The organism is Streptomyces sp. NPDC086777 (assembly GCF_040702065.1).
Lineage (GTDB): Bacteria > Actinomycetota > Actinomycetes > Streptomycetales > Streptomycetaceae > Streptomyces.
On the sequence record NZ_JBFBJI010000011.1, the window covers coordinates 42695 to 54638 of the forward strand.

Here is an 11944-nt window from a genome sequence, read left to right on the forward strand (position 1 = left end):
CTACCGCGCCTCCTGGTCGTTGTCCGGGCCGCGGACGGCCCACACCGGCTGCCGCTCCGCCCGCCGCTGACCCGTTCCCGCCCCCGGCTGGCGGGCCGGGGGCTCGCTCCGGCCGCGCAGGGCGGTCTGCAGCCCGTCCCACAGGGTGCCGTCGGTCCGGTCCCGCGGATCGGGGTCGATCAGCACCACGCCGATGACCGGGATGCGCTGGTCCGCGAGCTGCCGGGCCACGGTGTGCAGCCAGGCGGCGCTGCCGTGGCCGGCCCGCACCACGAGCACGGTCTGGGTGCCGAGGTACTGCAGGTCGGTCCACGCCGTGCCCGGCGCCACCGAGCCGACGCCGATCCTGCGCTCCTGCGGGGACAGGGTCGCGGCATGCTCGGCGCCGACCACGGCCGGGTCGCCGGGCTTCTGACGGCGGGCCGCCAGCTGCGGACGGGGCAGTGCGTCGACGAGGGTCACCGGCCCCTCCGCCGCCAGGTTCCTGGCGAGGTCCAGGGCGATCACGCTCGTGGCGCGCGCACAGCCCAGTTCGAGCAGCGACACAGGTTCCGTGGAGCCGCGCAGGGTGCGGGCCAGGGACGCGGCGAGCCGTTCGCGTGCCAGCCGGGTCCGGCGGCGCTGCCACGGCCTGCCCGGCCTGCGGGGCAGTTCCGCGACGACCGAGGCGCCCAGGTTCGCGGCGATGTCCCGGCGCAGTACGGGGCGGTCCGCCACCACCGTGCCGACCGCGGCCCCCGCGAGCCCGAGGAAGAGCCCGAGGACGAGGCCGATCGCGCCGTCGGTGGCGACGGCCTTGGGCACGGATTGACGCAGCGCGCGCGGGGTGTCCACGATCTGGGTGCCGGCGACGACCTGGGGTGCGCCGGTCCGAGCGTCCGCGGCACGCTCGTCGAAGTCGGAGATGCGCGAGTTGAGTTCGGCACGGCGGGCGAAGAGCGATTCGAGGGTCGCCGACACCTTCGGGTCGCTGTCCGCCGACTGGTTCCCGATCTCCTTGTTGACCTGGGCGAGTTCGTCCCGCATGCGGTCCCGCTGGTCGAGCAGGGCCTGGGCCTCGGCCTGCGCGGTCCGCTGCATCCGCTGCACGTGGTCGGCGACGAACGCGTCGGCCAGCGCCTTGGCGCGGGCCACCGCCTGGGCGTCGGTGTCGCCGGTCACGGTGATCTGCAACAGGTTGTTGGTCAGGCCGGTGCCCCGGTAGTCCTTCAGGAAGTCCTCCGGTTTCGCCGTGGACCCGAGGGACCGCAGGGCCTTGTCGGCGATCTGCGTGGTCTGCAGGAGCTGGACGTCGGTGCGGATCAGCGTTCCGGTGTCGTTCGGCTGGTCCGCTTCGTGGGCGACCAGCACCTCGGTCACCGCGGTCGGCGCCGGCGGCATGGCGACCGCCAGCCCGGAGCCCGCCACCAGGCCGAGGAACGCCGTGGCGTACCAGAGGCGGCGGCGCCTGCGCACCGCCACCACCAGGGCCTGCAGGTCGAGAAGCGGAGTGGCGGCCGACGACTCCGCGGTCGTGCTGGTCGTCACGCTGAACCTCCAGTGGCCTGGCCGCGAACCGCAAGGGCGAGAGTGGCGTCGTCGGGGAGACGGCCGGCGGGTCGTGTCTCACGGGCGCGGACGGGGTCGGCGACGACGATGCCGAGGACCTCGTGCCGACCGTCCGCGCAGGCCTCGGCGATGCCGGCGAGTTCCTCCGCGGTCCAGCTGCCGGCGCTGAGGACGACGAGTGCGCCGGACTCGGTGTCGCGGTCCGGCACGATCGGCCGGTCCACGGAGACCTCGACGATCCGCAGCTGCGGATCGCTCTTGGCCTCGGCGGCGAGCTGTCCGGCGGCCCGCCGGGCGAGCCCGTCGCCGTCCGGCACGACCACCAGCAGCCGCCGGGGGGCGGGAAGTTGGTCCCGGAGCCGGGCGCAGACCCGGCGGTAGCGGATTCGCCGAGCGGCCTCGTCGTCGGATCTCGGCGGGGTCGGCAGGTCCCACCGGGTGTCGGTCCCGAGGAGGCGGCGGATCCAGCCGCGCCGGGCGCCGTCCTCGGGCCGGTGCGCGCCGCGCCCCGGGTCGGGCACCTCCACGGTGCCGAGCAGTACCGTGCCCAGCGCCGCGGTGAGCTCCGGTTCGGTGCGCAGCCGGCGGTTCATCCGGGCGGCGGCGAGGTGGCCGACGACCGCGAGCAGGAGGAACAGCAGGGCTCCCGCGCCGATGAACTGCATCCGCGTCGGCGGCGCCTCGCCGGTCGGCCGGGCGGCCGGGCCCATGACGACCATGCCGGCCTTGTTCGTCGCCGGGTCGGCCTCGTCCAGCTTCGTCATGGCCTCCTCCAGCGAGGTGCTCAGCTTCTCCAGCTCGGTCCGGGCCTGCACCCCCTCGACGGTCTGCCCCGGATCGGACGCGTCGGCCAGTTCGGTGATACGGCGGTTGGTCTCCTCGACCTGCTTGCGCAGCGACTCGGCCTCGGTGGCCGCCGCGGAGTCGGTGCCGCCGCCCGCGACCCGTGCGGCGAACTTGACGAACTGCGCCGCCACCTGGTCGGAGAGCTGCTGCGCGCGCTTCGGGGTGTCGGCCGTACCGGAGATCTTGATGATGTTCCCGTCGGCGGCCGAGGCGGTCACCCGGTCCCGGAGTTCGGCGGCGCTGACGTCCCGCCAGTTCAGCGCGGCGGATGCCCGGTCGACCACCGTCGAACTGGTCGCGATGTCGACCTGCGTCAGCAGCTCGCGCTCCTCCCACTGTCCCGGCAGCAGCACGGACGCCGACGTCGTGTACCGCGGTGGGAACACCACCGAGGCGCCGTAGCCCACGAGCCCGCCCACGACGGCGAGGACGGCGAGAAACCGCCAACGCCGGCGGAATATCCGCCCGATGGTGACCAGACGTATCGATTCCTCGCTCAACTGCGCTGCCTCTTCCCTGTTCGAACCTGATCGGCCGCCGGCACCGGGGTGTGGTCACGGCAGGCGGCGGTGTAGGCAGCAAGCAGCGATGCCTGCGAGTTGCGCCAGGAGAGCGGCCCGCTGACCCGCTCCTGGCCGATCCTGCCCATCCGGGCCCGCTGGTCCGGGTCGTCGAGGAGCTTCGCGACGAGCGCGGCGAACTCGGCCTCGTCGTCGGCGGCCGCGTAGACCGCGGCCTCGCCGGCGGAGACGCGGGCTTCCTTCAGGTCGAACGAGACGATCGGCCGGCCCATCGCCATGTACTCCAGGACCTTGTTCATGGTCGACACGTCGTTGAGCGGGTTGCACGGGTCGGGCGAGAGGCAGACGTCCGCGGTGGAGAGATAGCGCACCAGGTCGGCGTCCGGGATCCGTCCGGTGAACTCCACCTGCTCGTCGAGCCCGAGCCGCCGGGACAGCTCCACCATCGCGTCGAAGGCGTCGCCGGAGCCGACGAACACCGCGTGCCAGTCGGTCCGGCCCAGGTCGTCGCGGAGCTTCGCGAGGGCCCGCAGGGCGTAGTCGACGCCGTCCTGGGGGCCCATGACACCGAGGTAGCAGAGCAGATGAGGCTTGCCGCGCTTCAACTCCGGTTCGGGCGGCACCGGCTGGAACCGCTCGACGGCGGGTGCGCTGCGCACCACGAAGACGTCCTCGGGGCGCCGGCCGCCGCGGCGTATCGCCACGTCGCGGTAGCTCTCGTTGGTGGCGAGGACGATGTCGGCGGCGTTGTAGGTCCGCCGTTCCAGTGCGCAGACGGCGCGGTAGAGCAGGTCCTTGCCGCGGTCGAAGCGGGAGAGGTACAGCTCGGGCACCAGGTCGTGCTGGTCGAAGACGAACCGTGCGCCGCGCCGCTTGAGCCACAGCGCGGGCAGGAACAGCAGGTCGGGCGGGTTGCAGGCGTGCACCACGTCGACCGGGCCGACCTTGCGGGCCAGCCGGGCCGTGTGCCAGAGCGCCGACCCGTACTCCTTCAGGTAGCCGGCCGGGCCTCCGGTGGCGGCGCGCAGCGGGTAGCGGTGGATCCGCACGCCGTCGATCACCGCCTCCGGCTCGGTGTCGCGCTTGCTGCCCTGCGGACAGATGACGTGCACCGTCCAGCCCGCGTCGCGCAGTGTCGTGCACTCCTGCCACACCCGCCGGTCGAACGGCACCGACAGGTTCTCCACGAGGATCAGCGCGCGCCGGCCGGAGCCGGCGCCGCCTCTTGCGTTACCAGGCAAGGCCCATGTATCCCGGTTCGGTCCGGCGCGTCTCGGCGTCGGGAAGGCGGACGAGGTCGACGATCACGGGTCCTTCGCCGTGCGGCAGCGCCGCCGTCACGGCCGGCTCCCTGGTCCCGACCAGACACACCTCGGCGTGGTCGAGCACCTCCTCGACGGAGTCCGCGAGCAGCTGCGCGAGGTGCGGCAGCCGGGTCTCGATGTACTCGCGGTTCGCGCCGATCAGCCGGGAGAGGCTCACGTTGGCGTCGTAGATCTTGATGTCGTAGCCCTTGCCGAAGAGGCGCTCCGCCAGTTCGACGAGCGGGCTTTCGCGGAGGTCGTCGGTGCCGGGCTTGAAGGACAGCCCGAACATCCCCACCCGGCGCTTCCCGGTGCGCTCGACCAGGTCCACCGCGCGCTGCAGGTGGTCGGAGTTGGAGGTCAGCACGTGGGCGAGGATGGGTACCGAGACGTCGGCCCGCTGCGCCGCGTGGACCAGGCTGCGCAGGTCCTTGGGCAGGCAGGAGCCGCCGAAGGCGAAGCCGGGGCGCAGGTAGGCGGGGCTGATGTTCAGCTTGCGGTCGGCCAGGAACACGTCCATCACCTGGTGCGAGTCCACCCCGAGCGCCTGGCAGACCGCGCCCAGCTCGTTGGCGAAGCCGATCTTGAGGCCGTGGAACGCGTTGTCCGCGTACTTGATCGCCTCGGCGGTCGGCACCGGCACCCGGAACACCTCGCCGGGCAGGCCCTCGTACAGCTCCAGCACCGCGTCGCCGCTGCCCGGGTCGAGTTCGCCGACGACGGTCTTGGGCGGGTCGAAGAAGTCCCGCACGCTCGTGCCCTCGCGCAGGAACTCCGGGTTGACCGCGACCCCGAAGTCCACCCCGGCCGTGCCGCCGGTGTTCTTCTCCAGGATCGGCACCAGCAGGTTCAGGCAGGTCCCCGGGAGCATGGTGCTGCGGAAGACGACGGTATGCCGGCCCTCCTTCTTGGCCCCCTCGGCCAGCGCGGTGCCGATCTGCTCGGTGACCCGCTCCAGGTACGTGGTACACAGGCTGCCGTTGGGCTCCGACGGCGTGCCCACGCAGACCAGCGACACGTCGCTGTTCATGATCGCCTCACGGACGTCGCCGGTGGCGCGCAGGGCCCCGGTCCGCACGACCTCGGCGAGGAGTTCGCCGATACGTTCCTCCACCACCGGAGCCTTGCCGTCGTTGACCAGGTCGACCTTCACCTGGTTGACGTCCACCCCGATGACCTCGTGGCCCATGCCGGCCAGGCACGCGGCTGATACGCAGCCCACGTAGCCGAGCCCGAAAACGCTGACCCTCATGACTCGTCCCTCCCCCCAGGCAGGCCCTGGTGGCCTGTGGTCCGCACGTCGGCCGGACGTGATCCCCCGCGCATCAGTAGGCCCCCTGCCCGTGCAGCACCGCACGCATCGTCTTCCACAAGATCACCGTGTCGAGGGCGAGCGACCAGTCCTCCACGTACCGCAGGTCCAGGCGGACCGCCTCCTCCCACGGCAGGTCGCTGCGTCCGCTGATCTGCCACAGTCCGGTGAGTCCCGGCTTGACCAGCAGCCGCCGCCGGATGTCCGGGTCGTAGGCGGCGCACTCCTCCGGCAGCGGGGGCCGCGGGCCGACGAGTGACATCGCTCCGGTGAGCACGTTGCAGAGCTGCGGGAGTTCGTCGATCGAGTACCGGCGCAGCACGCCTCCCACCCGGGTGACCCGCGGGTCCCGGCGGACCTTGAACAGCAGGCCCGCGCCCTCGTCGCGGTCGGCGAGCTCGGCGCGGGCCCGGTGCGCACCGACGACCATGGTGCGGAACTTGAGGATCGTGAACTCCCGGCCGTCCTTGCCGACCCGGCGCTGGCGGTAGAAGACCCCGCCCCGGCTGTCGGCCAGCACGAGCAGGGCGACGAACGCCATCAGCGGCGCGAACACCATGAGCAGGAGCGCGGCGCCGACCCGGTCGACGACTTCCTTGATGGCCCGGCGGCCCCCGGTGAAGGTCGGCAGGCTGACCCGCAGCAGCGGGATCCCGAGCACCGCGTCGACGTGCAGCCGCGGGCCGGCCACCTCCATCAGCACGGGGGCCACGACCATTTCGGCGTCGCTGCCCTCCAGGTTCCAGGCCAGCCGCTGCAGCCGGTCCGGCGTCCAGTACGGGTCCGGGGTGACCGCGACGACGCGGTAGCCGTCGTGGCGGACGTGCTTGGCGACGTCCGCCAGTCCGCCGACGACCGGGACGCCGTCCAGTTCGTCACCGTCGAGCCCGCGGCCGTCCGTCGTGCACACCGCCTCCACCCGCCACCCGATGTGCGGGAACTTGCGGGTCCTGGTGATCAGGTCGCCCACGGTGGCCGGGCTGCCGGCGGCGAGCACCGGTCTCAGGCACCGGCCGTCCTTGCGGCGTCTGTGCAGATCGAGGCGGAGCAGGTACCGCGCGGTCATGGTGACGAGCCCGATCGCGGGGATCGCGACGAAGATCCAGAGTTTGATGTTGCGTGAGGTGAGGGCGATCCCGCCGAGCGCCAGGACGACGGTCGCCGCGAACAGCGAGCGTCCGAGCCGGCGGAATTCCTCGGCGCCCTGGCCGAGCACGGCCGGCGCCCACGAGCGGCCGACCACCAGCGCGGACAGCACCAGCAGTTCGGTGCCGAACGCGAGGATCCCCCACTTCTCGTGCCAGTTGGCCGCGTCCCGGCCGCCGAAGAACTCTCCGATGCCCGCCACCACGACGGCCGTGGCGACGGTATCGCTGATGATCACGGTACGCCGGTACCGCTGTTCCCATTCGATCGCCGGCCTGTTGGTTCCCCCGTTCGCCAGACGCTCGTGCGCCGACGGAAAAGGGCCGACTAGTCCCCCCTGCCGCACAGAAACCCCCCGGTCCCCAGTGGTTCGACATGGTGCCCTGACACCGTTCCTCCCCCCGGGAGGCCCCCGCCTCCCGTACGCTTCCGCCCCCGGGAGGCCCCCCGGCTCCCCGCGCCGCGCTGTTCCTCCGACGGACGGCCCCCGCCCTCCGCGTACGACATCCCGGCTACTTCAGCGCTGCCCGCACAACCTGCCCGTGCCGCGGCGGAACTGCCTGCTCCACAAGGCTCTCCGGGTGCGTGGGAACCCGTCGGGACCACAGGTGCTCCCCGCACCCGAAGTCCTCCCCGATCCCCGGAAGTTGATCACCCCCGGGCCCCGCGCCACGGACGCGGCCACTGGCCGCCCGCAACGCCTGACCCATGGATCATCATTTGTCGCCCCGTGTCCCAGCATGCGAAGCACGGTCAATCTAGACCATCTACGACCGCCTGAAGAGGGGGTGTGTGGAATTTGTGCGCGGGTTTTGAAAGCGGGTCAACGGACCGGTGATCATCCACGGACACCTCGGCGACGAGGGCCACCTCGGTGACCTGCGACGGCACAAGATCTCGGAACTGCCGCCACGGCGACGCGAAGACACCTCGGCCTCGCCAACTCGGTTCCGTTCAACGGCCTTTCGGCGGGAAGTTGTCGGTGAACGCGATGCGGCGCCCGCAGCGGCGGGGCGACGGGCGGCACCCTCGTGACGATCTTCACCGTTCCACCCGCGGAAGCGCCCGCGCCGCCCCCGACCGGAGCGCCGGGAAGCGTCGCCCCCGCCTCGATCGAACCAATTTCCATCGCTCAAACGGACTAGAAGCGCCGGCGATCGGTCAGCATCCGTCAGCCCCGGAGACTCCGTCCCGGCGCCGCTTCCGTCGGCCTACGGTCCCTGCATCGGGCGGGCCGGCGAGCGCCGGCCCGTCGTCGTCGACATTCGAATGGGGAGGCGCCGGTATGGCGAGCGTGGAAGTGTCGCTGAAGGAAATGATGGCCGGGGTGGAGGGGTCACTGGGAGCCGCGGTCGTCGACTACACCAGCGGCATGGCCCTGGGCACACTGGGCGGAGGCAAGGATCTCGACCTGACGGTGGCGGCGGCCGGGAACACGGATGTCATCCGGGCCAAGGTGCGCACGATGGGGGAGCTGGGCCTCAAGAGCCGGATCGAGGACATCCTGATCACACTGGAGAAGCAGTACCACCTCATCCGTCTGATCACAGGCCGCAGCGGGAACGGCCTGTTCCTCTATCTGGTGCTCGACAAGGAGCGCTCGAACCTCGCCATGGCCCGTCACCAGCTGAAGCGGGTCGAGGAGGAACTCGAGGTCTGACGACGGTCCAGGTTCCGGGGCTTCGTGCGCCCATGATGTGAAAACTTCTTCAAGTGACCACATCAGCATGATTCCAACTCATGTCTGCGTACGGCCCCGGACGGCAAGGATCGGCCGTACAGGGCCAGTGCGGCGGTGCCGCGAGGCGCCGCCGCACCCCGGCGCCCCCACCCGTCCCGGCAGAGAGCGAGCGGTCATGCAAGTCCCCCTCTACCAGGCCAAGGCGGACTTCTTCCGCATGCTCGGGCACCCGGTACGGATCAGGGTCCTGGAACTGCTCCAGCACGGGCCCGTCCCGGTACGGGATCTCCTCGCCGACATCGAGATCGAGCCGTCCAGCCTCTCGCAGCAACTGGCCGTCCTGCGCCGGTCCGGCATCGTGGTCTCCACCCGGGAGGGCTCCACCGTCCGCTACGCGTTGGCCGGCGGGGACGTGGCCGACCTGCTGCGCGCGGCCCGCCGTATCCTCACCGAACTCCTCGACGGGCAGAACGTCCTCCTCGCCGAACTGCGACAGGCCGATGCGTCCGCTCCCCCGATGTCCACGAGCAGCCGCGGCTGACCGCCGCCTCCGGGTCCGAGGGGTCGCGGTCACGCCCGGGCCGGGCCCCCCTCGTACGCCGCCCGCAGCACGGCCAGCGCGTCGTCGGTCGTGACCGGTCTCGGGTTGGCGTACGGCTGTCCGGCGACCTGGGCGGCGGCAGTCGCCAAGTCTGCTTCTTTCAGGCCAAGTTCGGCGAGGGAGCCGGGCGCGCCCAGACGGGCCGCGAGTTCCCTGAGGGCCGCCGGGGCGTCGTCGGCGCCGAGGGCCCTGGCGACGGCGGCGGCCGCGTCCGGGGCGGCGGGGGCGTTGAAGGCGAGGGCGTAGGGCAGGACGACGGTGTGGGTCTCGGCGTGCGGCAGGCCGAAGGTGCCGCCGAGGACATGGCACAGCTTGTGGTGCAGGCCCATGGTGGTGGCGCCGAGGCACGTCCCGCACAGCCAGGCGCCGTACAGGGCGCGGGAGCGGGCCGGTACGGCGTCCGGGGCCGCGGCGATCTCCGGGAGCGCGCCGGCCAGCGCCCGTACGCCGTCCTCGGCCAGCAGCGCGACGAGCGGCGAGCCGTCGGGGGCGTACAGCGCCTCGACGGCGTGCGCGAGGGCGTTGATCCCGCTGGTCACCGAGAGCGGGACGGGCAGGGAGAGGGTGAGTTCGGGGTCGTAGACGACGCTGCGCGGCAGTACGACGGGGTCGCGGCCGGTGCGTTTGACACCGTGCTCGGTCAGACCCCAGACCGGGGTCATCTCGGAGCCCGCGTAGGTCGAGGGCACGGCGATCAGCGGGAGTCCGGTGCGCAGCGCGACGGCCTTGCCGAGGCCGATGGCCGAACCGCCGCCGACCGCCACGCAGCCGTCGGCGCCCGCGGCCCGGGCCGCCTCGACACCCCGGTCGGCGACCTCCACGGGGACGTGCATCCGGGCACCCGTGTGCAGCCCCGCGCAGGCATCCCCCAGCGAGTCGGCGACCGCTCGCGCCGTCGCCGCGCCCCGCTCGCCGCTGAGCACGAGAAGGCGCCGCAGACCGAGGTGCCGGGCCTCCTCGGCGGGTGCGGTGAACGCGGCCCCGGGCCGGAACACCACTCGGGAGGGACGGGTCTCGTACACGAAGTCCAAGGGGTTCACGAGCGCTCCAGGACGAGGTCGAAGCGGGCGTGCCGGAACGGGTTCGGCACGCCGTACTCCGCGGCCAGGACGGGGTCGTCGGTCGGGGTGAAGTCCTTGACGAGGCTCTCCTTGACGGCGAACACCGCGTCGGAGTCCAGGTACTCCCCGCCGGCGACGAAGATGTGCGTGGTGACCGGCGCGTGTCCCGCGGCCGAGACGATGAAGTGGATGTGGGCGGGGCGGTAGGGGTGCCGTCCGGTGGCCTTGAGGAGGGCGCCGACCGGGCCGTCGGTCGGGATCGGGTAGGCGCTCGGCACACAGGTGCGGAACCGGAAGCGGCCCTCGCCGTCGGCGGTGAACAGGCCGCGGCCGTTGCCCGGCGGCTGGACGTCGGGCTGCTGCACGTCGTAGAAGCCGTGCGGGTCGGCCTGCCACACGTCCAGGACCGCGCCCGGCAGCGGGGTGCCGTCGGCGGAGCGGACGACGCCGCTGACCACGCAGGGTTCACCGGTCCCCACCAGGTCGATGCCGGCGCCGAGCTCCCGGACCGGGGACTCGGTCAGGTGGAAGGGGCCGAGGACGGTCGACTCGGTGCGGTCGGGGTCGCTGTGTCCGTTGACCGTCTCGACCAGCATCGACAGGCCCAGGACGTCGGAGAGCAGGATGAACTCCTGCCGGGTGTCCGTGCAGGTCTGGCCGGTCTCGGTGAGGAACGCGACCGCCGCCTCCCACTCGCGCCGGGTCAGCCGGGTCTCGCGCGCGAAGGCGTGCAGATGGCGGATCAACGCGGCGAGCAGCTCGCGCAGCCGCGGGTCGTCGGTGCCCCGCAGGCTGTCCACGGCCTCCGCGGTGACTGCGTCTTCGGTTGTCATGCCGGCTCCTTGCCCGGAGGAACAGTGACCTTGAGTGATCGTAAACCCGTTCACCGTTCAATGAACCGTCCCCACGCGCGCGTCCGCCCGCGGCTACTTGATGAGCGCGTTGGCCACCACCACGATCACCCCGAGCAGCGCGTCCAGCGTGCCGATCAGTACGGCGGCCGGCCAACTCCGGTGCGACCGTCGGGCGGTGACGAGGCCGAGGCCGAACAGGATGACGATGTTCAGGACGAACGCGGGGTACTCGACGCCCTTCGGCGGCCACCAGCCCCAGCCGGCGCCCGCGAGCAGGAGGACCGTGGGCAGCACGGCCGTGACCAGTGGCCACTCGTCCGCCAGGGTGTGCAGCGCGTCCCAGCGCTGGTGCGGGGCCCGCTCGGCGATGTAGTGGGCGTAGCCGTGGGCCAGGGCGGAGGCGCAGGCGGTGACCAGGAGCCACAGGGCGTCGTAGCGGCGGCTGGCCTCGGAGGTGTGCCCGTACTGGGTCAGCGCGGCCACCATCGAGCAGGCCAGCACGGCGCCGTAGACCCCGCCGAACAGGACGGCCTCGCGGGTGTCGTGCGCTCGCGGCTCCGGCCTGGCCGCCGTGCAGTCAGCCATGTCCTCCACGATCACCCGGGCCGGACCCTGCCGCCACCGGGCACGGCGCGACGAAGTGTCCTCCTACCAGGCCGGATGCCGCACACCCTGTCCACACCCGGGCCGCCGGCGGGCTCGTTAGGGTCGCCGCATGACGACGCACAGCTTCGCCCTGCACATCCCCGACGCCGAACTCGAACCCGACCCGCTCGACCCGGCGCAGATCGTCTCCGGAACGCCCGAGGTCACCGGGAAGGTGGTCGGGGAGTCGGCGGACGGGAAGCAGCTCCGCGGGATCTGGCAGATCACCCCGGGGGTGGTCACCGACACCGAGGCCGACGAGCTGTTCGTGGTGGTCAGCGGCTCGGCGACCATCGAGGTCGAGGGCGGGGCGACGTTCACCGTGGGCCCCGGCGACATGGCCGTCCTGCGCGCGGGCGACCGCACCACCTGGACGGTGCACGAGACGCTGCGCAAGGCGTACGCGATCAGTCTGTGAGCCGCGG

11 protein-coding genes are annotated in these 11944 nt (G+C 72.3%); 3 read left to right on the forward strand and 8 right to left on the reverse strand.

Annotated elements, in window-relative coordinates:
- From AB0472_RS17415 to AB0472_RS17435, 5 genes are all read right to left on the reverse strand, one after another.
- A complete protein-coding gene (locus AB0472_RS17415; RefSeq protein WP_366357322.1) occupies window positions 1–1527 on the reverse strand; it encodes a Wzz/FepE/Etk N-terminal domain-containing protein in 1527 nt (508 codons plus the stop codon).
- On the reverse strand, window positions 1524–2894 hold the full coding sequence (locus AB0472_RS17420) for a polysaccharide biosynthesis protein (RefSeq protein WP_366357323.1): 1371 nt from the start codon (window positions 2892–2894) through the stop codon (window positions 1524–1526). Before AB0472_RS17420 ends, AB0472_RS17415 begins: the two co-directional genes overlap by 4 nt.
- Entirely contained in the window at window positions 2891–4156 is a 1266-nt protein-coding gene (locus AB0472_RS17425; protein ID WP_366357324.1) for a glycosyltransferase family 4 protein, read from the reverse strand. Before AB0472_RS17425 ends, AB0472_RS17420 begins: the two co-directional genes overlap by 4 nt.
- Window positions 4146–5471, reverse strand: a complete 1326-nt coding sequence (locus AB0472_RS17430) for a nucleotide sugar dehydrogenase (protein WP_366357325.1) — start codon at window positions 5469–5471, stop codon at window positions 4146–4148. Before AB0472_RS17430 ends, AB0472_RS17425 begins: the two co-directional genes overlap by 11 nt.
- Before the next feature lie 73 nt (window positions 5472–5544).
- Window positions 5545–7023, reverse strand: a complete 1479-nt coding sequence (locus tag AB0472_RS17435; protein ID WP_366357326.1) for a sugar transferase — start codon at window positions 7021–7023, stop codon at window positions 5545–5547.
- A gap of 939 nt (window positions 7024–7962) precedes the next feature.
- Between AB0472_RS17435 and AB0472_RS17440 the strand changes: the two genes are divergently transcribed.
- On the forward strand, window positions 7963–8337 hold the full coding sequence (locus tag AB0472_RS17440; protein WP_351710318.1) for a hypothetical protein: 375 nt from the start codon (window positions 7963–7965) through the stop codon (window positions 8335–8337).
- A gap of 196 nt (window positions 8338–8533) precedes the next feature.
- A complete protein-coding gene (locus AB0472_RS17445; protein WP_351485864.1) occupies window positions 8534–8899 on the forward strand; it encodes a metalloregulator ArsR/SmtB family transcription factor in 366 nt (121 codons plus the stop codon).
- 29 nt (window positions 8900–8928) lie between these two features.
- On the opposite strand, the gene AB0472_RS17450 is transcribed toward AB0472_RS17445, so the two are convergent.
- The 3 genes from AB0472_RS17450 to AB0472_RS17460 form a co-directional block, all read right to left on the reverse strand.
- Window positions 8929–9990 carry a maleylacetate reductase gene (locus AB0472_RS17450; RefSeq protein ID WP_366357491.1) on the reverse strand — a complete coding sequence of 354 codons (1062 nt, stop codon included), beginning with the start codon at window positions 9988–9990 and terminating at the stop codon, window positions 8929–8931.
- A 5-nt stretch (window positions 9991–9995) separates the two neighbouring features.
- Window positions 9996–10853 carry a dioxygenase gene (locus tag AB0472_RS17455; protein WP_366357327.1) on the reverse strand — a complete coding sequence of 286 codons (858 nt, stop codon included), beginning with the start codon at window positions 10851–10853 and terminating at the stop codon, window positions 9996–9998.
- Between the two features lie 93 nt (window positions 10854–10946).
- Window positions 10947–11459 (reverse strand): hypothetical protein, encoded by a 513-nt coding sequence (locus AB0472_RS17460; protein ID WP_366357328.1) that lies wholly within the window; start codon window positions 11457–11459, stop codon window positions 10947–10949.
- A gap of 130 nt (window positions 11460–11589) precedes the next feature.
- Here AB0472_RS17460 and AB0472_RS17465 point away from each other — a divergent pair, with 130 nt between their 5' ends.
- On the forward strand, window positions 11590–11937 hold the full coding sequence (locus AB0472_RS17465; RefSeq protein ID WP_366357329.1) for a cupin domain-containing protein: 348 nt from the start codon (window positions 11590–11592) through the stop codon (window positions 11935–11937).
- Window positions 11938–11944: the final 7 nt, after the last annotated feature.